General features: G+C 71.1%; 22 protein-coding genes and 1 pseudogene. 9 read left to right on the forward strand and 14 right to left on the reverse strand.

Annotated features, from left to right (window positions below):
• Positions 1–93 precede the first annotated feature (93 nt).
• The 8 genes from NW895_RS03010 to NW895_RS03045 form a co-directional block, all read right to left on the reverse strand.
• On the reverse strand, positions 94–726 hold the full coding sequence (locus NW895_RS03010) for a response regulator transcription factor (RefSeq protein ID WP_289933493.1): 633 nt from the start codon (positions 724–726) through the stop codon (positions 94–96).
• Entirely contained in the window at positions 723–1,868 is a 1,146-nt protein-coding gene (locus tag NW895_RS03015) for a histidine kinase (protein WP_289933494.1), read from the reverse strand. The genes NW895_RS03010 and NW895_RS03015 overlap by 4 nt, the downstream gene beginning before the upstream one ends.
• 344 nt (positions 1,869–2,212) lie before the next feature.
• The gene (locus tag NW895_RS03020) at positions 2,213–3,067 is read right to left on the reverse strand and encodes a PaaX family transcriptional regulator C-terminal domain-containing protein (protein ID WP_289933940.1); all 855 of its coding nucleotides are present in this window, start codon (positions 3,065–3,067) and stop codon (positions 2,213–2,215) included.
• 76 nt (positions 3,068–3,143) lie between these two features.
• Entirely contained in the window at positions 3,144–4,538 is a 1,395-nt protein-coding gene (locus NW895_RS03025) for a hypothetical protein (RefSeq protein WP_289933495.1), read from the reverse strand.
• The gene (locus tag NW895_RS03030) at positions 4,535–5,887 is read right to left on the reverse strand and encodes an MFS transporter (protein WP_289933496.1); all 1,353 of its coding nucleotides are present in this window, start codon (positions 5,885–5,887) and stop codon (positions 4,535–4,537) included. Before NW895_RS03030 ends, NW895_RS03025 begins: the two co-directional genes overlap by 4 nt.
• Before the next feature lie 125 nt (positions 5,888–6,012).
• The gene (locus NW895_RS03035) at positions 6,013–6,831 is read right to left on the reverse strand and encodes a hypothetical protein (protein WP_289933497.1); all 819 of its coding nucleotides are present in this window, start codon (positions 6,829–6,831) and stop codon (positions 6,013–6,015) included.
• Positions 6,832–6,939: 108 nt separating this feature from the next.
• Positions 6,940–7,848, reverse strand: coding sequence for a hypothetical protein (locus NW895_RS03040; RefSeq protein WP_289933498.1), 909 nt, complete (start codon positions 7,846–7,848; stop codon positions 6,940–6,942).
• A 146-nt stretch (positions 7,849–7,994) separates the two neighbouring features.
• Positions 7,995–9,101: an FAD-dependent oxidoreductase gene (locus tag NW895_RS03045; RefSeq protein WP_289933499.1), complete on the reverse strand. Its 1,107-nt coding sequence runs from the start codon at positions 9,099–9,101 to the stop codon at positions 7,995–7,997.
• Between the two features lie 209 nt (positions 9,102–9,310).
• Between NW895_RS03045 and NW895_RS03050 the strand changes: the two genes are divergently transcribed.
• From NW895_RS03050 to NW895_RS03065, 4 genes and pseudogenes are all read left to right on the forward strand, one after another.
• Entirely contained in the window at positions 9,311–9,793 is a 483-nt protein-coding gene (locus NW895_RS03050; RefSeq protein WP_289933500.1) for a MarR family transcriptional regulator, read from the forward strand.
• A gap of 101 nt (positions 9,794–9,894) precedes the next feature.
• Positions 9,895–10,179, forward strand: a pseudogene (locus NW895_RS03055) (hypothetical protein); the annotation flags it as partial.
• A gap of 9 nt (positions 10,180–10,188) precedes the next feature.
• Positions 10,189–10,689 (forward strand): glutathione peroxidase, encoded by a 501-nt coding sequence (locus tag NW895_RS03060; RefSeq protein WP_289933501.1) that lies wholly within the window; start codon positions 10,189–10,191, stop codon positions 10,687–10,689.
• Between the two features lie 85 nt (positions 10,690–10,774).
• The gene (locus NW895_RS03065; RefSeq protein ID WP_289933502.1) at positions 10,775–11,623 is read left to right on the forward strand and encodes a MerR family transcriptional regulator; all 849 of its coding nucleotides are present in this window, start codon (positions 10,775–10,777) and stop codon (positions 11,621–11,623) included.
• 93 nt (positions 11,624–11,716) lie between these two features.
• Here NW895_RS03065 and NW895_RS03070 read toward each other — a convergent pair whose 3' ends face one another.
• The 3 genes from NW895_RS03070 to NW895_RS03080 all read right to left on the reverse strand — a co-directional run bounded on the left by NW895_RS03070 (position 11,717) and on the right by NW895_RS03080 (position 14,114).
• Positions 11,717–11,908 carry a DUF397 domain-containing protein gene (locus NW895_RS03070; protein ID WP_289933503.1) on the reverse strand — a complete coding sequence of 64 codons (192 nt, stop codon included), beginning with the start codon at positions 11,906–11,908 and terminating at the stop codon, positions 11,717–11,719.
• 238 nt (positions 11,909–12,146) lie between these two features.
• Entirely contained in the window at positions 12,147–13,004 is an 858-nt protein-coding gene (locus NW895_RS03075) for a helix-turn-helix transcriptional regulator (RefSeq protein WP_289933504.1), read from the reverse strand.
• 354 nt (positions 13,005–13,358) lie between these two features.
• Positions 13,359–14,114 carry a GPP34 family phosphoprotein gene (locus tag NW895_RS03080; RefSeq protein ID WP_289933505.1) on the reverse strand — a complete coding sequence of 252 codons (756 nt, stop codon included), beginning with the start codon at positions 14,112–14,114 and terminating at the stop codon, positions 13,359–13,361.
• Between the two features lie 219 nt (positions 14,115–14,333).
• Here NW895_RS03080 and NW895_RS03085 point away from each other — a divergent pair, with 219 nt between their 5' ends.
• On the forward strand, positions 14,334–17,024 hold the full coding sequence (locus tag NW895_RS03085; RefSeq protein WP_289933506.1) for a D-alanyl-D-alanine carboxypeptidase: 2,691 nt from the start codon (positions 14,334–14,336) through the stop codon (positions 17,022–17,024).
• Between the two features lie 198 nt (positions 17,025–17,222).
• Positions 17,223–19,049 (forward strand): MFS transporter, encoded by a 1,827-nt coding sequence (locus tag NW895_RS03090; protein WP_289933507.1) that lies wholly within the window; start codon positions 17,223–17,225, stop codon positions 19,047–19,049.
• 3 nt (positions 19,050–19,052) lie between these two features.
• Here the strand turns inward: NW895_RS03090 and NW895_RS03095 are convergent, their stop codons facing one another.
• Positions 19,053–19,892, reverse strand: a complete 840-nt coding sequence (locus tag NW895_RS03095) for a hypothetical protein (RefSeq protein WP_289933508.1) — start codon at positions 19,890–19,892, stop codon at positions 19,053–19,055.
• 134 nt (positions 19,893–20,026) lie between these two features.
• Here NW895_RS03095 and NW895_RS03100 point away from each other — a divergent pair, with 134 nt between their 5' ends.
• Both NW895_RS03100 and NW895_RS03105 read left to right on the forward strand, forming a co-directional pair.
• Entirely contained in the window at positions 20,027–20,815 is a 789-nt protein-coding gene (locus tag NW895_RS03100) for an SDR family oxidoreductase (RefSeq protein ID WP_289933509.1), read from the forward strand.
• Positions 20,816–20,975: 160 nt separating this feature from the next.
• Positions 20,976–22,547, forward strand: a complete 1,572-nt coding sequence (locus tag NW895_RS03105) for a sodium:solute symporter family protein (RefSeq protein WP_289933510.1) — start codon at positions 20,976–20,978, stop codon at positions 22,545–22,547.
• A 36-nt stretch (positions 22,548–22,583) separates the two neighbouring features.
• On the opposite strand, the gene NW895_RS03110 is transcribed toward NW895_RS03105, so the two are convergent.
• Both NW895_RS03110 and NW895_RS03115 read right to left on the reverse strand, forming a co-directional pair.
• On the reverse strand, positions 22,584–23,699 hold the full coding sequence (locus tag NW895_RS03110; RefSeq protein WP_289933511.1) for an ADP-ribosylglycohydrolase family protein: 1,116 nt from the start codon (positions 23,697–23,699) through the stop codon (positions 22,584–22,586).
• 115 nt (positions 23,700–23,814) lie between these two features.
• Positions 23,815–24,366, reverse strand: coding sequence for a MarR family transcriptional regulator (locus NW895_RS03115; protein ID WP_289933941.1), 552 nt, complete (start codon positions 24,364–24,366; stop codon positions 23,815–23,817).
• A 92-nt stretch (positions 24,367–24,458) separates the two neighbouring features.
• On the opposite strand from NW895_RS03115, the gene NW895_RS03120 reads away from it, so the two are divergent.
• A complete protein-coding gene (locus NW895_RS03120; RefSeq protein WP_289933512.1) occupies positions 24,459–25,178 on the forward strand; it encodes an SDR family oxidoreductase in 720 nt (239 codons plus the stop codon).
• Positions 25,179–25,259: the final 81 nt, after the last annotated feature.

The following is a 25,259-nucleotide window of genomic DNA, read 5'->3' on the forward strand; positions in this document are numbered from 1 at the left end:
AGTCACGCGTCGGCAGCACGCATGCGTGCTGTGGTCCCCGACGGCGGAACGCGCGCGAAAGTGGTCTGTTGGAGGTGGCAGCTGTGGTCGTCGTCAGATCCAGCCGTGCTCCCGCGCCATGCGTGCCGCGGCGTGGCGGTTCTCCACCCTGAGCTTGCCGACGGCTGACGACATGTGGTTGCGGACGGTGCCCTCCGTGAGACCGGCGCGTTCGGCGATCTCCGCGATCGAGGAACCGTCTACCGCGAGGGCCAGCATGTCGGCTTCGCGCGGCGTCAGCGGGCTGTCGCCCGCGCTGATGGCCTCGGCCGCGAGATCGGAGGAGATGTAGCGCCGGCCGGAGTGGACCGTCCGGATGATGTCCGCGAGATCGCGGGCGGAGACCGTCTTGGGCAGGAAGCCACGGACGCCGATCTCCAACGCCCGCTTCAGATACCCCGGGCGCCCGTGACTGGTGATGATCATGGTGCGGCAGTCCGGGAGTTCGCCGCGGAGCGCCTCGGCGACGGCGAGGCCGTCGAGGCCGGGCATCTGCAGATCCAGGACCGCGACATCGGGGTGCAGGGCCCGCGCCATGGCCACGGCTTCCGGCCCGGTGGACGCCTCGCCCACCACGGTCAGGTCCTCCGTGAGTCCGAGCAGTGCCGCCAGCGCCCCGGTGATGAGCTTTTCGTCGTCGGCGAGCAGAACCCGGATCCGCTTGTCGTCCTTGGTGTCATCGGTCACGACGGCGCCTCCTCCCTCGTCCGGGAGGCGCCGGCCGGAAGACGGACGCACAGAACGAATCTGCCCTCGCCGTTCAAGCCTGCCTCCATCGAGCCGCCCTCCGCGGCCAGTCGCTCGGCGAGGCCCACGAGCCCGCCGCCCCTCTTCGGTGTGCTGTCCCGGTCCACACCGTCGTTCTCGATGGTCAGGACGAGCGTCTCGCCCTGGGTGGCCAGCGTGATGGCGCACCACCGCGCCTCGCTGTGCCGCAGCACGTTGGTCGTCCCCTCCCTGACGGCCCAGGCCAGCGCCGACTGCAGCTCGGAGCCGAGCTCGGTCCGCCCCTCGATGCGGCAGTCGACGCCCGCGGCTCGCAGCACCGACCGGGCCCCTTCTATCTCCGTCAGCAGATCCACCGTCCGATAGCCCTGCACGACGGCTCGTACGTCGTCCTGGGATTCCTGCGCGATGCGCTGCACCTCCGCCATCTGCGCGGCGGCGGCCTCGGTGTGGCCCTGCTGGTTCAGCTCCACCGCGAGCTCGCTCTTCAAGGCGATCACCGTCAGATTGCGCCCCAGCACGTCATGGAGATCCCGTGCGAACCTCAGCCGTTCCTCGGCCACGGCCAGCTGGGCCTGCACATGCCGGTTGCGTCTGAGTTCACGCACGACGCCGAGCGTCCAGTCCGAGAACCAGTACGTGCAGAAGAACGCCGCACCCCCGATGACCCCCACCGCACCGGCTCCGCCGAGCAGCGCACCCGACGCGCCGAGCGTTCCGGCGAGGAACGCACCGCACACCGCGAGCCCCGAGAGCAGAGCCAGGGACTCCCGCAGCGGCCAGGCCACGACCAGGGGCCCGGCCAGGAACGTCAGAGCGCCGCCTGCCAGCACCTCGGCCGTGTCCGCGTCGAGCGGTGCCGCACCCGTGGTCAGCCCGAGCGGTACCACCATCGCCACCAGGCTCACGGCCGCGGCACACACGACCCGTGACCAGTGCCGTGAACCGTGGGACACGCGCCGTGCCAGACCGGCGCGCAGCAGTTCCACACACGTCACGGTCTGGAGCAGTCCCAGGGCCGCCACCGTCACGGCGAGCCGGCGGCCGGTGTCCGCGGCCGGTGTCGACACCAGCCAGATGACCAGCAGGGTCGGTTCGAGCAAGGCGAGAAGGTACAGCGACAGGTGCGTGTACAGTTCGATCCGTTCCGGGCCTCGGTGATAGTCCGTCCCCTGCCGAACCGGAGGCACGCAGCTTTCCTTCCGCTGTCGAGGAAGTCCTGGGCCTCCATTCAAACATTCGAAGCGGAAACGCGTTGATCATTTTCTGCGCACCCGACGGAACCACCGCGCCTCGACCGGGCGCGTGCGGTGAGCGAGGACGGCCTGTCATGCGGCCAGTCTTCAGCCCTCTGACCTGCATCGACAGTGGCATGCGTCATTGATCTTCATGACGGTGTCCTGGGCGGCCCCTGACATTCGTCATGCCCTTCGACGCCCTTGTCCGCCTACCGCAGCGGGGCGGTCTGCAGCAGGTCGCGGCCCAGCTGCCGGGCGGGCGCCTCGGTCTGCTCGGCGACGCGCCGGAAGGTCTGCTGGGCGGAGCGGGCCGGCCAGTCGGGGGGAAGGTGGCGGGCGGGGAGCCGGGGGTCGGTGCGGATGGTCCACAGCCATTCGCTGACCAGACGCAGCCGGGTTCCGATCGGGTCGTCCCCGGCCGCCGCGCCCAGGTGGGCGGTCCAGCGCTTGTCGAAGGTGACGTAACGCGCGGCGACGCTCCCCAGGTCCCAGGTGTCGCGGATCATCAGCTCGATGTCGGTGGCCTGGTCGGCCCGGGCGTGGAAGATCTTGACGTGGGCGGACAGGCCGAGTTCCGCGACGGTGGCGGAGACGTCGACGTTCCCCGGGGCGATCCACAGGCCGCTGTACAGGGCGCCGAATCCGGACCATGTGAGCCGGGAGCGCAGGTCGTGGCGCTGGCGTTTCCAGGAGTCGGGCAGGGAGAAACCGAGGAGCGTCCAGGATCCGTCCCAGTCGTCGTTGACGGCGCCCTGCTGCCAGATACGGACACGGCCGTCCTCCAGGACGCGCTTGGCCTGCGGGGTCAGACCGAAGTACATCCGGCGGCCCTCGCGCTGGCGGCGCAGCAGGCCCCGGTTGACCATGCGGGTCAGTGTGGAGCGTACGGCCTGTTCGCCGACACCGACGCGGCCGAGGACGTCGATGATGCTGCCCGAGTAGACGCACAGGTCGCCCTCGTCCAGGACGTGGTTGCCGAAGAAGGCGAGCATGAGCGACTGCGGGCGCTGCTGCGGGCCGTCCGAGCTGTCCGGGGTGTCTGGGGTGTCTGGGGTGTCCGGGATGCCAGGGATGACGTCGTCTTCCACGGTGGTAAGAGTACGGCCGCCCATCGACGGTGCGGCGGGCGGCCGTATGCCGTCACCGCCCGTCGGCGGGGTGGGCAAGGTCGTACGGCCGCAGGTACGGGGTGGGGTGGTAGGGGACGTAGCGGGCGGGGGTCGTCGGGTCGGCCGCCGCGGCCCGGGTGTTGAGGGCCGCCGGGGTGGTGCCGTGCCAGGTGCCGGTGGTGAGGCGGTCCTCCAGGGTGTGCAGGGCGGCGAGTTGCTCGGCGGGACTGAAGGTGCAGTGGCCGGCGTTGTCGACGTACGCCTGACGGAGGAGGGCCGACGACCCGGCGGCCGTGACCGCCCGCCGCAGCGCGCTCTCCGTCTGGACGGGGACCAGGGCGTCGCCGGTGGTGTGGACGGAGAACTGCGGTTTGGTCAGCTTGCCGGTGAAGGAGCTGGTCCGGCTCATCCACGCCACGGCGGCCGGGTCGGCGCTGATACGGGGAGCGCGGTTGAGGGTGGCGAGGTCGGCGCGCAGGGAGAGACCGGCCTTGCGGTACAGCTCGGCGACCTCCTTGCGGACGGAGGACCGGGAGAGCAGTGCCTGGTAGTCGACGCCGGTGTTCCAGGACATGCTGCCGCCCGCACGGCTCTCGGCCTCCTGCCGCCAGTTGAAGGCGGCGACCTTCAACAGGCCCTTGACGGCCTCGTACTGGTTGGCCTGCTGTCCGTCCCAGTCGGTCCCGGCGGGCGGTGTCTGCGTCGGCTGGTTCCAGACCGGGATGTTGTGCAGGGCGGCGGCCAGGGCGATGCGGGCCCGCCCGGCGGCCGTCGACTGCGCCGAGTCGACCGCGGCCGTCAGGGCGTTCGCCGCGTCGGTGGCGCTCGTCTGGTCGGGCAGGTCCGTCAGGGGGATGTCGGCGTCGGGTGCGAGCAGCGTCTTCAGCGCGAAGACCGGGTCGAGGGTGTTGTTCCAGTTGGCCACGCCGCCGTGGACGAGGCCGCACAGGGACAGCGAGCCGTCGATGCGGTCGGCGTGGCGCTCGGCGATGGCGGTGGTGACCAGTCCGCCGTACGACGTGCCCCAGGCGATGGTGCGACGGGCCTTCCCGAAGCGGTCGGTGAAGACGGTCAGGGTGGCGAGTTGGTCGGGTACCGCGTCCGTCACCGCCCAGCCCGTGGTCGCGTACGAGGAGCCGATGAGGGCGTAGCCCCGGTCGAGCAGGAGAGCCTTGGTGGCGTCGTCGGGGGCGTCCCGGGCGGGGTTGGGCGCACCGGCCGGGGTGTAGCCGTGGCTGTAGAGCAGGACGGTGCCGTTCCATGCGCCGGGTACGTCCATCGTGTACGTCGCGCCCGACGGGAGCCGGCCCTCGATGTGGCCGGTGGTGGGGGTGGCCGCCGCGGCCGAGGTGGGAAAGGCGGTGACGGCGAGCAGGAGGGCCGCCGCGCAGGCGGTGCGACGTGCGGTGCGGGTGCGGGTCGTCATGCGGAGATCTCTTCCGTGTGGGGGGTGGTGGGGCGCTCGGTGGCTTCGGCGAGGGACGTCCGGCTGGTCTCGCGCACGAACAGGACGGTCAGCGCGGTGATGGCGGCGCCGCCGCACAGCAGCAGGGCGACGGGGGTGCTGTTGCCGCTCCCGGCCACCAGGCTGCCGGCGATCATCGGGGAGAAGCCGGCGCCGATGAGGGTGGCTCCCTGGTAGCCGAGGGAGGCGCCGGTGTAGCGGACCCGGGTGCCGAACATCTCGGTGAGCAGGGCGCCCAGCGGGCCGTACATCATGGACTGGGCGATGCCGTGACCGAGGACGACGGCGAGGATGAGCAGACCGGGCGACTTGGAGTCGACCAGCGCCAGCACGGGGAAGGCGAGCGCGGCCGAGGCGAGGGCTCCGGCGAGGACGACCGGGCGGCGGCCGATCCGGTCGGAGAGCGCGGAGGCGCAGGGCAGCACGACCAGGGCGACGGACGCGGAGACGGTCAGCGCGGTGAGGACCTGGGGGCGTGCGTAGCCGATGCCGGTGGCGTACGCGATCAGGTAACTGGTCAGCAGGGACTGGGCGGTGAAGGCGCCGATGCCGACGCAGCAGGCCAGCAGCAGGGGGCGCGGGTGCCGCAGGACGTCGAGGATCGGCAGCCGGGACTCGGCGCGGTCCTTCTTCACCTCGGCGAACAGCGGGCTCTCCACCACCTTGAGCCGTACGAAGAGTCCGACGCCGAGCAGCACCACGCTCAGCAGGAACGGCACGCGCCAGCCCCAGGCGGCGAACTCGTCCCTGGGCAGGGTGACGACGAGGGTGACCACGGCGGTGGAGAGCAGGGAGCCGAGCGGGGCTCCCATCTGCGTGAAGCTGGACCACAGGCCGCGGCGCCGCTCCCCGGCGTGCTCGACGACCATCAGGGTGGCACCGCCCCATTCACCGCCGATGGCGATGCCCTGGACGACGCGCAGGGTGATCAGCAGGACCGGCGCCCAGACGCCGATGCTGTCGTACGTGGGCAGCAGGCCGATGAGGAAGCTGGCGCCGCCCATCAGGCCCATGGTGAGCAGCAGCATCGATTTGCGGCCGAGCCGGTCGCCGAAGTGCCCGAAGAGGATGCCGCCGAGGGGCCTGGCGACATAGCCGGCGGCGAAGGTGCCGAACGCGGCGACGGTGCCGACGGCGGGGTCGGCGCCGGGGAAGAACAGTTCGCCGAAGACGAGGGCGGCGACGGTGCCGTAGACGAGGAAGTCGTAGAACTCCACGGCGGTGCCGAGGAGTCCGGAGAGGGCGACTCGGCGCAGTTGTCGGGTCCGTTCGGAGGTCGTGGACGGTGATGCGACGGGGGACGTGGGCATCGCGGTCTCCCTTGACCGGGGGAAGGACATCGCGAAGGTAGGCGCTGGAATGACCCGCGTCAATAAAGTGCACAACATTGCTCCGCACGGGAGCCGCACAGGGACCGCGGAGGGGCGGCGGAGACCTAGCCGCGCAGTACGCCGGCGATCACCGTCCCGATCAGGGACACGCCCATCACCACCACGAGGGCCAGCAGCACGGCGACGATGAGGATCCCACCGGCCGTCCACAGGAAGGAGCCGGCCTCGGTCGCTTCGCCGGGGCTCGCGGGGTCGTAGGTGACCTCGATACGGGGCGCCTGGACGCCTGTCGTCTCGTAGGTGTACGTGGCGCCCGTGGTCGTCGTGTAGGCGTACACCCGCCACTTGTCGGTGTAGTGCGAGAAGTCGGCCATGACCGTGATGCCGTGCCGTTCCAGCCGCCATTCCCGTACGACCGCACGGCCCGCGAAGCAGAGCCCCAGGCCGCCGACGGACAGCAGGACCGAGCCGAAGAGCAGCATGCCCGCCTGCGCCCAGCCGTCGAGCACCCCCACGGCCACCAGGAGCCCGGCGTACAGCAGCGCGCCCGCCGCGGCGGCCGCCTTGCGGCCGGACAGCCGGCCCGTCGCCGCACCGGTCAGCGGCCGGACCTCCACCAGGGACGACCCGTCCACCGGTGTCTCGTCACCCGCACGGACCGGCAGCAGGGGGCCCACCGTCTGCGCGAACGCCGCGGCGCCCGCCGCGCTGACACCCTCGATGCGGTAGACCACCGGCTCGGCCCCGCCGAGCAGTTCGATCTCGGCGGCGCGTCCTTGCGCGCGTACGTCCGCCATGGCCTCCAGCGGTATGAGCCGCTCCTCGGCGGCCCTGCGCAGCACCACCGTCCGGCCCTCCAGGCGGAGCACCGCGCCGCCCTTTCCCCGTAGTACCAGCGAGGCCGTCTCCGCCATCTCCGTCATTCCCCCCTGCCTCGAAGAGCCACATCCTAGGAAACGGCCCGGGGCCCGCTCCTCGCAGGAGCGGGCCCCGGGCCGGGTGGTGTGTGGCCGTGGGTCAGGACGTGCGGGTCAGACGCGGGTCAGGCGAACCGCCACCGTCTCGCTGACCGTCACCGGCTTGGCGTAGTCCGGGTCCGTCGCCGTCGCGCGGGCCTCGACCTCGACGTCGCCCTTCTGGAAGGGGACCGAGCCGGTGGGCACGGCCGTGCCGGTCCAGGCGACCGGGGCGCCCGGGGTGCAGGACACCGTCGTGGAGAAGGAGCCGCGGATGAGGTCCCGCTTCTTCACCTGCGTGACATCGCCCCCCACCGTCACCTGCACCGGCTTGTTGCAGCTCACCGTGCCGTGGAAGGTGGCCTTGCCGTTGAGGCGGCTCGCGGTGCCGTCCACGGCCACGGCGAGGCCGAGGCCGAGTTCGGCCGGCGGGGCCGGGTTGTCGATGTGGACCTCGCCGCGGGCGGCGGGGGTGTCGCCCTCGCAGTGCTGCTCGAAGGTGGCGTCGAGCTTCTTCACGTAGCCCTGGGGGCCGAACTCCACGTCGGCGATGGTGAAGGTGCCGGTGAGCTGGTTGCAGCCGCGGCCGTTGCCGCTGAGCGACAGGCCCGGCTCGGTCCCCTCGTTGAACGGGTAGCGGGTGGCTCCGGTGTAGGTCCCCGGCGTCAGGGACTTGCCGGCCGGCGCCGCGAGGTTCAGGGTCCACCAGTCGCCGTTCGCTCCGTCGACGGAGACGGTGACCACCCGGTTGTCGGTGTTGCCGGAGACGTTCATACGGTCCTGGGACGCCGTGTAGGAGTAGGACCGGCCGCCGCTGATGTAGTCGCCCTCGTCGCCGCTGAAGCCGAGGGTGCCCTCGGTGACCGGCAGGGCGTGCGCTTCGGTGCCGGAGAGCAGGCCGGTCGTACCGGTGGCCATGGCCAGCGCCAGTGCGAGGGTGGCCGTGGCACGGGTCAGGACGCGTCTGGGCACGCTGAGGTTCATGGATGTTCCCCCCTGGTCGGAAATGAAGCCCCGTTGCCGATGTGACGTCGGCGTAGCGAGTCTGCCAACCCTGGGGATGTGCGACAACTGTGTTTCAGCTGTGCTGAGTTGATCTTTCAGCCAACACCTGGTGGGCCCTGTGCGCCTCAGGTCGCCGTGTAGCCGAGTTGCCGCCTCATGTAGGGGGTCATCAGCGTCTTCGCCTTGGCCAGCGTGGTCGTACGGCTGCCGAGGACGGCTGTCTCGCCGCCCGGCACGGGGAGCACGGTCAGTCCGTCGGCCGGGCCGAAGGGCACGATCAGCGGGATGCGCTGGATCGGTTTGTAGAAGCGGGGCTCCTTGCGGTGCCGACCGGAACTCTGCAGGTACGAACGGATGTTGTGGGCGGCGATGTCCGCCTGGGCGAGCGCGGCGGGGGTGACCTTGAGCTCGCTGACGTCGTTCACGTCGCCGACCGCGAACACATCCAGCCGCCCCTCGACGCGGAGCGTCCGGTCGACCTTGACGTGCCCGTCGGCGGTCAGCCAGTCGCCGTGTCCGGCCAGGCGCAGCCAGAGCGTGTTGGGGGTGGTGCCCGTCGCCCAGAAGGAGAGGTCGGCTTCGAGGACGGTGCCGTGTGCGTCGCGGTAGGTGCCGAAGTCGTGGCCCGGGGACATGAAGGCGCCGAGCCGCACCTCGATGTCGTGGGACTCCAGCCAGGCCTGCGCCTTGCGGCCGGCCCGCGCGCTGCCCGTGGCGTCGAGCAGCGCGTCCCCGGAGTGGGCGAGCGTGACCCGGGCGTCCGGCCGGGCCAGGCGGATCTCGGCGCTGAGCTCCACGCCGGAGGGGCCGCCGCCGACGACGAGGACGTGCTCGGCGGTGGCGATCCGCTGCTGGTGCTCGGCGAAGGACTTGGCCGCCTCCTCGGTGGTGCTGCCGACGAAGCGGGCCGGTTCGGGATAGTCGGCGCCGGTGGCGATCACCAGCACGTCGTACGGGAGCCGCTCCCCCGTGGCCAGCGTCACGTGCCGTTCGGCGCTGTCGATGCGGACCGCCTTCCCCGTCACCACACGGCCGTTGGTCAGCAGCCGGTCGTACGGGATGAAGGGGGTCACCGTCCACTCCGGGCGCACGCCGGCGCGCAGGGAGGCGATGCGGTGGAAGAAGATCTCCTTGCGGTCCACCAGCGTGACCCGCGCCGTCCGGTCCAGTCGTTTCGCCAGGCGGACGCCCGCATAGCCGCCGCCGATCACCACTACGTCGCCGTCATGCACGCCGAGTCTCCTGTGCCTGTGGGGGGAGCGAGCGCCGCGGCGGACGGACTGCCCTCGGCCACTCGACTGCCGGTGAGCGTAGGCGCTTGAACGTTGAAGTGGTGGCCGGACTCTGTGTGCGTTCTGTGAAGTGACGGCGGGGAACAAGACGCGTGCAGAAGCCACGCAGAGCCCCGGGAGGAGGCCTGACACGCCGTTAAGCTGACCGGATGGGCAAAGCCGCGGAGGGGCAGATAGGGGTCGCCGACGCCTTGGTGCGGTCGGCGTTCCTGGTGAATGCCGTGTACGGCGAGGCGAGCCGCGGGTTCGGGCTGACCCCGCAGCAGGGTCAGCTGCTGTGCGTACTCAGGCCTCAGCCGTACGGGATGAGTGAACTCGGGGAGATGCTCGGGCTGGCGAAGTCGAGCCTGACCGGGCTGGTGGACCGGACCGTGCAGCGGGGGCTGGTGCGGCGGGAGGCGGATCCGCGCGACGGACGGGCCGTACGGGTGGGGCTGACGGAGCAGGGGGCCCGGCTCGCGGACGAGTTCTACGACGAGACCTGCCGGCGTATCGAGAAGCTGCCCTCGGGACTCGGCACCAGCGAGCGGGAACGGCTCGCCGGCCTCCTCGCCCGGGTCGTGCTCGACAACCGGGTGCCAGAGGTGTTCGCCGAGCCGGTCGTGCCAGGAGAGTCCCCGGCACCTCGATGACTCCGGGCCCCTAGAGGGCTTCGGACGGCCCGGCCGGCCGCCGCGACCGCCCGCCCGCCTCCCGGAGACCTCACGCCGCCGCCGGCACCGGCGTCACAGTCGCGGCCGCGCTCCTGGAGTACGTCTGGGAGGAGGCGGTGCGGCCGTACTGGTCCCGGCGCCGCCGGGTGCTGGAGGCCGACGTCGGGGCTTCAGGTGCCGTCCGACCGAACCCAGCCCTGACCGGTCACGGCGACCAGCTGGCTGGTGCTCATGGGGGAGCCGAGCAGCACGACGTGGAACGGCGGCGGGCGGGGCGCTCGGTGCTGTACTTCCGGACGGCGGCCGGGGAGGTTCTCGCGAAGGCGTCACGCCCCGGCCAGGAGGATGTCAGCCGCCGGAACTAGCATCCGCACATGGCTTCAGAAACCAACTCTCCCCTCGACGTCGACATCGCCGCCCTCCAGGGCGGTCCCGCGGACCTCGGGCAGTACGCCGGCAAGGTCGTCCTCATCGTGAACGTGGCCTCCAAGTGCGGGCTGACCCCGCAGTACACCGGCCTGGAGCAACTGCACGAGCGGTACGCGGCGCAGGGCTTCACCGTCCTCGGCGTGCCCTGCAACCAGTTCCTCGGGCAGGAGCCGGGCAGCGCCGAGGAGATCGCCGAGTTCTGCTCGGCGACGTACGGCGTGACCTTCCCGATGACCGAGAAGATCGAGGTGAACGGAGAAGGCCGCCATCCGCTGTACGAGCGGCTGGTCGGCTTCGCCGACGCCGAGGGGCACAGCGGGGACATCCGCTGGAACTTCGAGAAGTTCCTGATCGGGCGCGACGGCACGGTCGTCGCCCGCTTCTCGCCGCAGACCGAGCCGGAGGCGGCCGAGGTCGTGGCCGCGGTCGAGAAGGCGCTCGGCTAGGCAACGGTTGACCTTGCCCCTGGGGCAGGCCTGAGCGTCCTCGTCACCGGGCGGAAGACGCCGTCCGGTGACGGAGGATGCTGGGGTGGACGAAGAGCTGCTCACCATCGGTGCGTTCGCCGCCAGGGCCCGGCTGTCGGCCAAGGCCCTGCGGCTGTACGACCGTCTCGGACTGCTGACCCCGGCGCACGTCGACGAGGCCAGCGGCTACCGCTACTACCGCGCCGATCAGACCGAACGCGCCCGGCTGGTGGCGCTGCTGCGCCAGCTGGACATGCCGCTCGCCCGGATCGCCGAGGTGGTCGAGGCGGACGGGGCCGACGCTGCCGGGCTGCTCGCCGCCTACTGGGCGGACGTCGAGACGCGGGTGGCGGGGCAGCGCACGCTCGCCGAGTACCTCCGTGCACGGTTGTCGGGGAGGAGCTCCGAGATGTACGGGAAGTTCGTGGTCGAGACGGTGGACGTGCCGGAACAGGTGCTGATCACCGAGACCCGGCACACGCTGGCCGACGAGTTGCCGGCCTGGATCGGCGCGTCGCTGGGGCGGCTGGAGGAGGCGGCGCGGGAGTGCGGGGGCATGACGGGGGCGCCGTTCGTCACCTACTACGCCGCCGTGTCGATGGAGAGCGACGGCCCCGCGGAGGCGTGCGTTCCGGTCGCCGACGAGGCGGCGGCCCGGGCGTGGGCCGAGAAGCGGGGCCGGTCGTGGGAGACGAAGGTGCGGGTGGAACCGGCCCGGCGGCTCGCCTACACCCGGATCACCAAGGCCCAGGTGGCCCATCCGCAGATCCTGGCCGCCTTCGAGGCGGTGGAGGAGTGGATGGCCGGGGAGGGACTGGCACAGGCCGGGCCGTGCCGGGAGGTGTACTTCGCGGACTGGGACGCGGCGGGGGCGGAGGATCCGGTGTGCGATGTGGCGTTCCCGGTGAGGTAGCGCCGTCCACGGCGGTCCCGGCACGAGTCGAGCCCTCTCGGCAAGGACGGCGAACTGGTCGAGAGGGCTCTGTCGATGGTGCCTGTGAAGTTGTCAGGCCTTGACCGAGGCCACGAAGGTGTTCCACGCGTCGGCGGGGAAGGCCAGGGTGGGGCCGTCGGTGACCTTGGAGTCGCGTACGGACAGTGCCGCCTCGGACGGGGACTTGACCTCGACGCATGCGCCGTTTCCTCCGGAATAGGAGGACTTCGTCCACGTGTCCGTGGCGCCCTGAACAATTGCCATGTCTGCTCCGGTGGCGAGTTGCTGAGTTGCTGTCACCGCGCCACGGGCCCCTCGGGGACCCGCCGTGCGGTTTGCGCCAATGTCGTGTGATCGTTGGCGTGATCGACGCTACTCGCTGACTTCCCCGTTCGGAGCAGCTATTCACTCGACCGGATGGCATATTCCAAGCGAGTCTTCCAGTCCAACCTGTCGGGGTGTAGGATCGCGCGCTTCCGACGGCCGGCCGCCACGGCAGGGCTCAGCGTGCGTACTCCTTCGCCACGTCCTCGATGAGCTGACGGGACTGCTCCACGTTCAGCGCCTGCGCCCGCAGATGCTCGTACATCACCGTGTACTTCTGCACGTCATGCGCCTTCTCCAGGTACAGGTCGCTGGTGACGCCCTCGATGTACACCACGCTGGAGTCGGCCGCGTCGGCGAACTCCAGGATCGAGTACTGCCCGTTGATGCCGGGGTGCGCGCCCACGTCGAACGGCAGCACCTGCACGGTGATGTGCGGCAGCTGCGACATCTCGGCGACGTGCTCCAGCTGCTCGCGCATCACCTGACGGCTCCCCACCACCCGGCGCAGGGAGGCCTCGTCGAGGACCACCCACAGGCGCAGCGGGTTGTTGTCGGCGGCGATGCGCTCCTGCCGTCGTATGCGCACCTGGACACGCTTGTCGATGTCGGCGGCCGCGGTCTCCGGCAAGGCGCCCTGGATGAGCGCCTCGGCGTACGGGCGGGTCTGCAGCAGGCCGGTGATGATCTGGGGCTCGTAGACCCGCAGCGATTCGGCGTCCGTCTCCAGGCCGATGTACACGCTGTACGGGATGTCGCCGAAGGCGTGCCACCAGCCCTGCTGCCGGGAGTCCTTGGCCATCTGCATCAGCGAGTCGACGATCCGCTGGTCCTCGACCTCGTACACCCCGCACAGGTCGCGGACGTCGCGCTGGCTGATGCTGCGCCGGCCGTTCTCCAGGCGGCTGATCTTCGACTGCGACACCAGCAGCCGCTCCGCCACCTCTTCGGCCGTCATGCCCTTGAGCTCGCGGAGCCTGCGCAGCTCCTGGCCCAGCCGGCGTCGCCTGACGGTGGGATTGACATTGGACGCCACGGGACGTGCACCTCCGGCTGCGTGCCTCGAACTTGCCACTATGCGTATCTGTTGCTGAGCAGACTGCCACCAAGGGGCTTCCTACCGCTGGGAAACAGACGATATGCGCCGCGTACACGCCAGTTCGGCGCATCCCCGCACATACGGCCGCGCGGGGCGGCAAGGCCGCGTCGTCGTCCGGACGTACGGCTCTGCCACCCCGCGCGGACCAGCGGCTCCCGTACCGGGCCTGTGGGGACTGGCGGTGCGGCTGTGCTTCTCGCTGGTGTTGCGGTGTTCGCTTGCGGTTTCGCTGTGTGCGGTGTCGCTGTGTGCGGTGTCGCTGTGGTGCGCGCCCTGTCGTGGGACCGCGGCTCAGTGGGCCACGGCGCGCGCCATGGATCCGCGGCGCGGCTGCAGCGGAACACCACGGGCGGGTTCCGGTGCGGTCCTGGCCCCCGCGGCGGCCTGACGGCCGGCCGGGGCCGGGCTGCGGCGCGGCTGGGCCGCCACGCCGTTCTGGACGTCCATCACGGCGTGCGCCACGAGGCCGCCCATGGGGTCGTGTCTGATCAGATCCCGCAGCCGGGACCGGGACGAGCGCCCCTCGTTCCCCGGATACAAGTGCTTGCCGAGACCGACCGCGTGGGCCAGCGCGGCGAGCGCCGCGGTCCGTGGGTCCGGCGGTACGCCGGTGCGGATCGCGGAGTCCAGCCGGGCCCTGATCTCCCGGCTGATGGCCGTGTCCGTCGCCTGGTAGCGAGTCGTCGGCAGCACCCCGCACATCTGGCCGGGCACGGCGGCGACCATGCCGCACCGCTCCAGATGCGAGAGGTAGGTCTGGCGCAGCCCCAGCCGGGGTCCGCCGATCCAGTTGACCGCCCGTACGGGGGCGCCGCGCCTTCGCAGCAACTCCAACGCGCAGTCAAGTGTCGGATCTCCTGTCGGCCGTGGCACCACCACGGCGATACGATCCCCGTCTGGGGCTATCCGTCCGGCCAGCGCCAGCTCCACTAGCTGTGCTCCGGCCAGACCGAGGTCGAGCGACTGCGGCTGTGCAGTGGTACCCGTGGCCGGGTCCAGTGCCAGCAGCAGAAGCTCCTCCGGAAGTGTTCTGCGGCTCCTGCCCATCCATGCCTCCCCGCGTGGATGAATGACAGGGTGACCCCTCTCACATTGGTCTGTCGAGGGTGCGTGACCGGTTCGTAGTGGAACCAGTAGGTATGTCGTTCTCGTCTACCGCGTGGGGTCAGCCCGTACACAGGACACTGGTACATGGTTCGGACAGCGCTATGGAGCGGTGTCCCGGACGGCGGGTCACGGTTCGGTAGGCGCACGGAGACGTGCGGCATGGAGGAGGCATCGGTGGCGGGCGAGTCCCCCGACAGGTCGAAGCAGCGCGAGTCGTCGGCAGAACCGACGTCGGGGAGCGCGGGTCCGGTTCCCGAGGCCAGGAGCGAGGCCGCCGAGACGCGTGATCCGCGGCTCGCGGTGGCGCGGGAGGCCTCCCGAGGGGGTGTCGACACGGCGACCCGGGTGCTCTCGACACGCGCCCAGGCGACGGAGACGGACGAGGACGCCGACCCCGACGCCGACGCGAAAGGTTCCGCCGCCGACAGCGCGTCAGAGGCCTCCAGCGACCGCGACGCCACCACGGACACCGGCGGCGGGCGCCTGAAGGACGCCGTGGCGGCTTGGGTACGTTCGGCGGACGAGGCGGGCGAGGCGGACGGGGAGGCTTCCGCGGACGCGGACGCGGACGAGGACGAGGACGAGGCGGATCAGGCGGCAGACGCCGACCCCGCGAAGGACACGGCAGACGCGGACGCCGAACCCGCGAAGGGCACGGCAGACGCGGAGGCCGCTGCGGATACCGACCGGGCGGGCCAAGCGGCTGACGCTGAGGGCTCCGACGGGGCCGAGGTCGGCGAGGGCGGTCAGGACGCGGAGGGTGCCGAGGAGGCCGACGCCGGGGAAGAGACCGAGCGGGACGCGGAGACGGCCTCCGGTGCCGATGCGGGCGAGGGCGGGCGTGAGGACGACCGTGCCGTGGCCGACGCCGATGCGGAGGCCGAGGCGGACACGGACACCGAGCCGGAGCCGGAGGCGGACGCCGACGAGGCCGGTGAAGCCACCGATCCTCGGGCCGACGCGGGCCAGGACGCCCCTGAGGCCACCGAGGCCGAGGCTTCGAAGGAGGAGGCGGGCGAGGCCCCCAAGGCCCCCACCCCCAAGGCCCCCGCCCCCAAGTCCACGGACGACTCCAAGCCCACCGGCACCCCCGAGGCCGCCACCCCGGAAACCGACCCCGACGGAACTCCCGAACCCGGCGACACCGATGGCCCCGACGAGCCGGAGGCGTCCGGCGACAAGGCCGCGAAGCCCCCCGTCGACCAGCCCACCGCCGTGTTCAAGGCCGTGCGGCCCGCTGTCGATCAGCCGACGACCATGCTGAAGGTGGGCGGCGTCGCGAAGGTGGCCGAGGCGGGGAAGCCCACCGAGACATCCGCAGCCGCCGGCAAGGCGTCAGGCAAGGCCGACGCCCCCGCCAAGCCCGAGCCGAAGCCCGAGCCCGGGCCCAAGCCCGAGCCCGAGGCCGAGCGGACCAGCAAGTTCGTCGCGCTCAAGCCCCTGGACGACCCGTCGACGCGCAAGCCGCCGCCGGCCGACGCGACGACCGCGCTGCCCAAGGTGCCCCCGGCGGACGCCACCGCGCCCGTCCCGCAGGTCGGGCCGGAGCGGACGACGCAGCAGCCGCTGCCGCCGAAGCCGCCGCTGGATCTGCTGGCGGAGCTGACCAACACGCCGCCGCCCCCGCCGACCCCGCTGCGCACCCTGGCCCGGCGGGTCAAGATCTGGACGCCGCTGGTCCTGCTGCTGGTGGTGATCTTTGCGGTCGTACAGACCCTGCGTCCGCTCCCGCAGCCCACGCTCGACCTGACCGCGAAGGACAGCTACGCCTTCGAGGGCAGCAAGGTCGACATCCCGTGGCCGTCCGCCGGACAGGCCGCGCTGGACGTGCAGGGCATCGGTTCGTTCGGCTCGTCGGGTGAGCAGAAGCCCGTGCCGATCGCCAGTGTCGCCAAGGTCATGACCGCGTACCTCATCCTGCGCGACCACCCGCTGAAGAGCGGTGCCAACGGCCCGAAGCTCAAGATCGATCAGACGGCCGAGGACCAGTCGGACGCGGGCCAGGAGTCGACCGTCCCCGTGACCGCGGGCGACTCGATCTCCCAGCGTGAGGCCCTGGAGAGCATCCTGATCGCGTCCGCGAACAACATCGCTCGCTTGCTCGCCCGGTGGGACGCGGGGTCCGAGAAGGCGTTCGTCACCAAGATGAACGACGCCGCCAAGGACCTCGGGATGAAGAACACGACGTACACCGACCCGTCCGGTCTGAACAACACGACCGTCAGCACGGCCGTGGACCAGGTGAAGCTGGCCAAGGAGGCGATGAAGCAGCCCGCCTTCCGGGAGGTCGCGGCGATGATGTCGTACACCGACTACAAGGGCGCCAACCACCCCAACTGGAACCAGCTGGTCGGCAGCAACAACGTGGTCGGCATCAAGACCGGCACCACCACCTCGGCGCTCGGCAACCTCGTCTTCGCGGCGAAGAAGGAGATCGGCGGTGAGACGCGGACCATCGTCGGTGCCGTGGTGCGCCAGCCGGACAACGGCACCGGCATCCTCGCCGCCGCCCTCGACTCGGGCGACAAGCTGATCCGGGCCGCGCAGAGCGCGCTGGAGTCGGCGACGATCCTGAAGAAGGGCGACGTCGTGGGCTACGCCGACGACGGTCTCGGCGGCCGTACGCCGGTCGTCGCCACCGAGGACGTCAAGGCCGTCGGCTGGGCGGGGCTCACCGTGAAGCTGACGTTCAAGGCGGACGAACTGCCGCATACGGCGAAGGCCGGCACCGAGGTCGGCACGCTCACCGTGGGCGACGGCGGCACCAGCGGCGCGGTGCAGGTCCCGGTCGCGCTCCAGAAGGACCTCGTCGAACCGGGCTGGGCGGACAAGCTGACCCGCCTGGGCTGAGCGGAAACGGCAGGGCGGCCGCCGTCCCCGAGGGGGCGGCGGCCGCCGTGTACGAGGGAGGACCGGGGGGCGGGTCACGCCCTGCGTGCTAGCGTCACGAACCGGGGCAGGTCGCCGGTCGCGGAAACGAAGCCGTGAACGACAAGAGAACGGGACGCGGCCGAGGAACAGAAGACGGGACACGGGGAGTGCCTTCAGGTGGCCACTGCGGAGCCGACACGCGCCGACGACGCCGATCCGGGCCCGGTACACGGCCCGCGAATACAGCTGCCCGCGCCACCCGGACAGAGCGGTAGGGAAGGCTCGGCCGTCCAGGCCCTGCGCGAGCGGCTGCTGCGGCACCCGGTGCTGTCGGTCACGGGTCTCGCCGGTGTGCTCCACGTCGTCTGGTTCTTCACCTTCGCCACCAGCGGCGGCGACCTCGCCGCCCAGGACGCCTGGGCCGAGTTCGTCGGCCGGCACCCCGACTCCGCGTACAACCTCGCCTGGTACGGCGGTATGCACCCGGTGTCGTACAGCGTGGTCTCGCCGTATCTGATGTCGCTGCTCGGGGTCCGTACGACGATGATGATCGCGGGGACCATCTCCGCGGGCCTGCTGACGCTGGTCCTCATCCGCAGCCGCTCGGTGCGCAACCCGCTGTGGGCGGCGCTGGCCGGGGTCTTCGGGCTGCTGTGCAACGCGATCTCCGGCCGCGTGACCTTCGGCCTCGGCACGATGTTCGCGCTGGGCGCGGTCGCCGTCGTGTTCTGCTGGCCGTACCGCTGGCGCTACAAGCGCTGGGCGAAGGCGCTGTGCGCGGCGCCTCTGGCCGCGCTCGCGACCATGTCCTCGCCGGTGGCGGGGCTGTTCGTGGGCTTCGTGGCGGTGGCGCTGTTCCTGCAGAAGCGGCGGCCGGGCGCCTGGGCGCTGGGTCTGGCGCCGACCGCGGTCGTGGCCGTGTCGGCCTGGCTGTTCCCCTTCTCCGGCACCCAGCCGATGATGATCGGCTCGGTGATCCTGCCGTTCCTGTACTCGGTTCTCGTCTTCGTGCTCGTCCCGGAGGACTGGAAGACGGTCCGGCTGGTGGCGGCGGTGTACGGCCTGTCGGTCGTCCTGGTCTGGCTGATCAGCTCGCAGATCGGCTCCAACATCACGCGGCTGGCGATGCTGTTCGCCGGGATGACGCTGGTGGCGGCGCTGCCCTTCACGGTGCCGCGCTCGCGCCGCTGGTACGCGTGCGTGCTGGCCCTGCTCGGCTTCGGCGGCTGGATCAGCTTCAAGACGGCCGACGACATCATCCACGCCGCCCCCGCGGCGTCCTGGGCGCGCGAGCTGGCGCCGCTGGTGAACGAACTGCAGGAGGTCGGCGCCGAGAAGGGCCGCGTCGAGGTCGTGCCCGCCCGCTCCCACCGCGAGGCCTCCGCGCTCGCGCCGTACGTCAACCTGGCGCGCGGCTGGAACCGCCAGGCCGACATGGAGCGCAACCCGCTCTTCTACGACGACACGCTCAACTCGGCGAACTACCGCGAGTGGCTGAAGCGCTGGGCCGTGCACTTCGTCGTCCTGCCGAAGGACGAGCCGGACGGCACGGGCGCCGAGCGCGAGCGGCAGCTGGTGCAGCGCGGGTTGCCGTATCTGAAGCAGGTCTGGGGCGACGCGAACTGGCAGCTGTTCGAGGTGACCGATCCGACGCCGCTCGCCGCGCCGAACGCGGTCGTCGAACGGGCCGAGCAGGGCGAGTGGACGATGCGGGTGAGCAGGCCCGGCCGGATCCTGATCCGCATCCCCTACTCGCCGTGGCTGAGCATCGTGGACGCCGAGGGCAAGAAGCTCGACCCGCCCCAGGAGACCGAGGCCTCCCAGAACCGCCCCGAGGGCGAGCCGAAGACGTACGACAACGTCAACGGCTGCCTGACGGAGACGGAGGAGGACCCGGAGGGCGACAAGTGGACGGTGCTGCTGGCCCCGAAGGCGGGGACGTACCGTCTGGCGGCCCCGTACACCGTGCCGCGCGGGACGCCGTGCCCGGAGGAGCTGCGCTGACGGTCAGCGGAGCCGGTCCACGTAGGTGTCGGTGCCCGGCACCGTGGGGATGAACGGCGCCACCAGCTCCACCCGTCCCAGCCCCGACTCGGCGACCGCCGTGTCCAGCCCCGTGAAGCAGTGCTCCCAGCACTCCCGCGGATCCGCCTGAAGGAACCAGAGCAGGGTCAGCCGGGTGTCCGTGCCCTCGACCTGCTGGACGTACGACATGCGGTCGCCGGGCAGCGGAGTGGGGCGGAAGACGGTGACCAGCGCCGACGGGGAGCCTGCCAGCCGCTTGGGCAGGTGGCGGGAGCGCAGCCACTCCAGCAGCTCCGCGCGCTGCCCGGCCGAGCCGGCCTCGACGACCTGGAGGACCAGGCCCGCGTAGGGGTGGTCGAGGGCGTGGATGTCACGGGGGCCCGCAGCCCCGTCCCGGTACACGGTCGCCTCGTGGTCCTGGAAGGCCGTGAACACATGGGTGCGGTCGCGGTAGACGCGGCCGTCGCGGTTGAGGCGCCGGTTGATGGCGACGGTCCAGCGCATGTGGTCGTCGTAGCGCCCGTCGGTGATCCAGTACGTGGAGAGGTAGCAGCCGGTGGTGACGGGCCGGGCGACCGCCGACTTCTCGGGGTAGCGCAGGAGTTGCAGGTCCCTGGTCGCGACCCAGCGGCGGCCGGCGTACATCCAGGGCATGGCCATGGCGCCGGCGTAGTAGTGGTCGTCCTCGTACCAGCGGTTGTAGGCGTACTCGTGGCCCGGGTGCGGTTCGACCAGGGTGATGAGCGCGTGGCCGGGGCGGACTCCGTACGGCCCCACGGCGGCCAGCTCGGCGTACAGCTCGCTGCGGGTCTCCTCGCTCATGCGCCTTCCCCTTCCTTCGCCTTCCTTGGTCTTCCTTCGTCTTCCTTGGTCTTCCTTCGGTCTTCCTTCGTCCCACGGTCGCCCATACTCTGACGCCCCGTCAGAAAATCCGCCAGGGTCCGGGAGGTCCGGGTATGTCACTGCTCGCGGGCAGAACGGTCGTCGTGTCGGGGGTCGGAGCGGGGCTCGGGCGGCAGGTCGCGGCGGCCGTCGTGCGGGACGGGGGGAACGCCGCGCTGGGGGCGCGTACGGAGGCGAACCTGGCGAAGACGGCGGCGGAGCTGGATCCGGGCGGGACGCACACGGCGTACCGGGCGACGGACATCACCGACGAGCGGCAGTGCGAGGCGCTGGCGGGGCTGGCGCGGGAGCGGTTCGGCGGGATCGACGCGGTGATCCATGTGGCGGCACTGGACAGCCACTTCGGCGGGCTGGAGGACGCCGACTTCACGACCTGGCAGTCGGTGATCGACGTGAACCTGCTGGGGACGCTGCGGATGACGCGGGCCTGCCTGCCGGCGTTGAAGGACGGCGGGGGCGGTTCCGTGGTGTTCGTCGGGACCCAGTCGGCGGTGGCGGCGCCCTCGCAGGTGCGGCAGGCGGCGTACGCGGCCTCGAAGGGCGCGCTGACCAGCGCGATGTACTCGCTGGCGCGGGAGCTGGGGCCGTACCGGATCCGGGTCAACACCGTGCTGCCGGGCTGGATGTGGGGCCCGCCGGTGCAGGCGTACGTGCGGTTCACCGCGCAGAGCGAGGGGGTGCCGGAGGCGGAGGTGCTGGGCAGGCTCACCGGCCGGATGGCGTTGCCGGAACTGGCGACGGACGGGGACGTGGCGGACGCGGCGGTGTTCCTGGCCTCGGACCGGGCTCGGGCGATCACGGGCCAGTCGCTCCTGGTGAACGCCGGGGAGCTGATGCGCTGACCGATGATTTCCAGTCACCGCGTCTGTTCAGGTAAGTGAACTGAAGTCAGCGTGCAGAACTATTTTACTCGCCCTTGACCTACCTCTTCCTTGTCGTGCCCATGTTTCCGCGCTCAGGATAGGCGGGCCGTTCACAAGGCGGACCCTGGAAGGGTGGCACATGAACAGTCTCGACTGGGCCGTGCTCATCGGCTACTTCGCGGTGATGGTCGCCATCGGCGTCTGGTCGCACAAACGTGTGGACAACGTCAGCGACTTCTTCACGGCCGGCGGCAAGATGCCCTGGTGGCTCTCCGGCATCTCGCACCACATGTCGGGCTACAGCGCGGTGATGTTCACCGGCTACGCGGGCATCGCCTACACCTACGGCGTCACCTCCTTCGTCACCTGGTCCTTCCCGATCGCGTTAGGCATCGCCATCGGGTCGAAGCTCTTCGCCCCACGCATCAACCGCCTGCGCTCCCGTCTCCACGTGGCCTCCCCGCTGGAGTACCTGAAGAATCGTTACGACCTGAAGACCCAGCAGGCGCTGGCCTGGTCCGGCATGCTGCTGAAGATCGTCGACGTCGGTGCGAAGTGGGCGGCCATCGCCACTCTGCTCTCCGTCTTCACCGGCATCTCCCTCAACCAGGGCATCCTCATCACCGGTGGCATCACCGCGATCTACTGCACGATCGGCGGCTTGTGGGCGGACGCGCTGACCGAACTCGGCCAGTTCGTCATCCAGTTGCTGGCCGGTGTCGCGATGTTCGTGGCCGTGGTGGTACGGCTCGACGACCACGGCGGCTTCTTCGGTGTGTGGGACCAGCCGGAGCTCCAGGGCCATGAGGAGCCGCTGGTCGGCCCGTACGGCACGGTCTTCCTGCTCGCCTTCCTCTTCATCAAGCTCTTCGAGTACAACGGCGGCATGCTCAACCAGGCCCAGCGCTACATGGCCACGCCGAACGCCCGCGAGGCCGAACGGTCGGCACGGCTGTCCGCGATCCTGTGGCTGGTCTGGCCGCTCGTCCTCTTCTTCCCCATGTGGATGTCGCCGCTGCTGGTCGAGTCGCAGAAGCCGGACGGCTCCGACTCCTACGCCCTGATGACCGAACAGCTGCTGCCGCACGGCCTGCTGGGTCTGGTCATCGTCGGCTTCTTCTCGCACACCATGGCCATGTGCTCCTCCGACGCCAACGCCATCGCGGCCGTCTTCACCCGGGACTGCGCGCCCGTGGTGTGGGCCAGGGCGCGGACCTGGAGCCAGGGCCAGGGCCTGCGCGTGGCACGGATCGCGACCGTCGTCTTCCTCGGCCTGTCCATGGCGGCGGCGACCCAGGTCAACTCCCCGACCTTCAAGGACATCATCACGGTCGTCATCAAGTGGGTGGCCGGTCTGATGGGCCCGATGGCCATCCCGATGATGCTCGGCCTGCTGCGCCCGTTCCGCCGTTCCGGCCCGACGGCGGCACTGGTGAGCTGGTCGATGGGCCTGCTGGCCTTCTGGCTGGTCAACTACCCGATCAACTGGAACGTCGAGGGCGGGGTCCCGCTCCAGTACCAGGTGTCGATCCCGCTGGCCGTGTCGCTGGTCCTGTACATCCTGGTCGGCTTCGTGAAGCCGGAGGACACCCCGGAGCGGCTCGCGATCATCGAGAAGATCAACACGGACGACGACGGAACCGCCGCCGCGGCGGTACCGGCACCGGCGGGCCCGGCGGACGACGTGGTGGGGACGCGGGTGAAGGACTAGGAGCGGGACCGGGACCGGGCGGCCTGGCTCTCGGTTTCAGGCTCGCGGATACCGGGCGAGCCACCCCGGTGACGATCCCGCCGGACCGTGCAGGGCGGGGCCCTGGGTCATCTCCATGGCGAAGTCGTCGGCCAGTTCCAGCATCGTCGGACGGCCCTCCAGCTCGGCCAGCCAGGCCGGCGGGAGGGCCGTCTCGCCGTGCAGGGCACCGAGCAGACCGCCGGTCAGGGCGCCCATGGCGGCCGAGGGCCCGCTGTGGTTGACGGCGAGGCGCAGACCGTGCCGGGCGTCCTCGCCGACCAGCGCGCAGTACACGGCGGCGGCCACGAGCCCCTCCGCCGTGCCGTCCCCGATCAGCTCGGCCACCCGGTCCGGCGTGGGCAGCCCCTGCCGTACCGCGCCCAGCGCGTGCTGCAGGGCGCTGGACACCGGCTGATGCCCGGCGCGGGGGGCCAGCAGCGCGAGCGCCCGCTGCACCGCCCCGTCCAGGCTGTCGCCGCAGGCCAGCCCGTGCACGATCACGGCGTACGCGCCCGCCGCCAGGTAGGCGGTGGGGTGGCCGTGGGTCTGCGCCGCGCACTCCACGGCGAGCTGGACGACCAGCTGCGGCTCCCAGCCGACCAGCAGCCCGAAGGGGGCGGACCGGACGGCGGCCTCGGGCCCCTGCTCCCCCGGGTTCTTGGGTGCGTCCAGCGTGCCCATGGTCTCGTCGGCGAGGCCCATCAGGAGCGCGCGGGTGGGGTCACGGCGGGCGTACAGCCACTCCTCCCGCGCCAGCCAGCCGTCGTCCTTCCGCCTCAGGTCCGGCCCCCAGTCACGCTGGGTGGCCGCCCAGCGCAGATACGCCCGGTGCAGATCGGTCGGCGGATGCCAGGCTCCGGTGTCGCGGCGCACCTGGGCCCGTATCAGTCCGTCGACGGAGAACAGGGTGAGCTGCGTGAGATGCGTGACGGCGCCGCGCCGTCCGTAGGCAGGGGCGAGGTCGACGAGCCCCTCGGCCCCGTACGCCTCCCGGATCCCCTCCAGTTCCAGCCCGTCGACGGGCGCACCCAACGCGTCCCCGACGGCCACCCCGAGCAGGGTCCCGCGCACCCGGCTACGGAAGTCCTGCTGCTCGGCCCGTCCCCAGACGGCACCAGCTGTCGCAGCCACGCAGACCTCCCCGGGGCATCCGTCCGTACGTACGACGCTCAGCACTGTAAACGAACGGGGACGGAGGGTTCAGACGGCTCCCGTCCACCGATCCCCGCCAGGGAGCGACACGCCTTCACTCATCGCCTACATGGGAGATGCGGTCGTCGCCGAGTCGGTGCTGAACCTGCTGGAGCAGTAGCCGGAGCAGTTCGGTGAGGTGGCTCTGCTGCTCGGGCGTCAGGCCGCCGATCAACTCGGCCTCCCGGCCCAGAACCTGGTCGACGGTGGTCTCGACCAGATCGTGTCCGGCCCGGGTCAGCGAGACCAGGACGGTGCGGGGCCGCCCTTGCCCGGGCCGGCGGGTGACGAGCCCGTCGCGTTCCGCGCGGGCGACGCGCTGCGAGATGGCGCCGGCGGTGACCAGTGACCGCCGGCTGAGTTCGCGCGTGCTCAGCATGTACGGCTCGCCGCTCCGTCGCAGAACACTCAGCAGGTCGAGGGTCGCGGCATCGACTCCGGCCTGCGCGAGGACCCGCCGCCGGTCGTCGCCCAGCAGCTTCGCCAGCCGCCAGATGGGCGTGACGATCCCGATCGACGTAACGGGAGTGCCGGGCCGTTCGCGCTCCCAGGCGGCGGCGATGTCCTGCACCGGGTACGTGGAGTCGCCGTCCGTCGGGTAGCTCATGCTCTTCGGCGTGGTGGGCTCATTTGCCATGCCGACCCTCTCCCGTGTTACGTTTAGCTCTAAATTTAGACCTGAATCTGGAGGCTCATCGTATGCCACGCTCGATCCTGGTCACCGGCGGCGGCACCGGCATCGGCCGCGCCATCGCCCGCCATTTCTCCGACCAGAACGAGAATGTCATCGTCACCGGCCGTCGTCCCGGTCCCCTCGACGACCTTGCGGCTGAAACCGGCGTCCGGCCCCTGGTCTGCGACCACACCGACCCCGAGGCCCTCCTTCGGCTCGTGTCCGAACTCCCCGAGCGCATCGACGTGCTGGTCAACAACGCGGGCGGCAACATCGTCTTCGACGCCGACGGCAAGACCGACCTCGCCGCCTTCGCCCGCGACTTCCGCGCCAATATCGACGCCAACCTCATCAGTGCCGCTCTCACGACCCGGGCCCTCGACGACCGCCTCGCCCCGGGCGGTGCGGTCATCCACATCGGCTCCATAGCGGCCGACCAGGGAGCCGACTCCTACGGAGCGTCCAAGGCGGGCCTCGCCACCTGGAACCTGAGCCTTGCCGACGCCCTCGGGCCACGAGACATCACCGCCAACGTGGTCGCACCCGGCTACATCACCGACACCGAGTTCTTCCGCGACAAGCTCTCCGACGAACGCCGCGCCACCCTGATCGCCGCCACCTCCACGGGCCGCCCCGGAACCCCGGCCGACATCGCGGGCGCGGTCGCCTTCCTCGCCTCACCGGCCGCCCGCCACATCACGGGGCAAGTCCTCAACGTCAACGGCGGCGCAAGGAAAACCCGGTAGCCGCGAGCGAGACGGGGTGCGGCGCCGTCGACCGGTAGTCGGCCATTCCCAGCATGGGCTTGGAGGTCAGCGCCGCGACGG

Source organism: Streptomyces sp. S.PNR 29, from assembly GCF_030386795.1.
Lineage (GTDB): Bacteria > Actinomycetota > Actinomycetes > Streptomycetales > Streptomycetaceae > Streptomyces.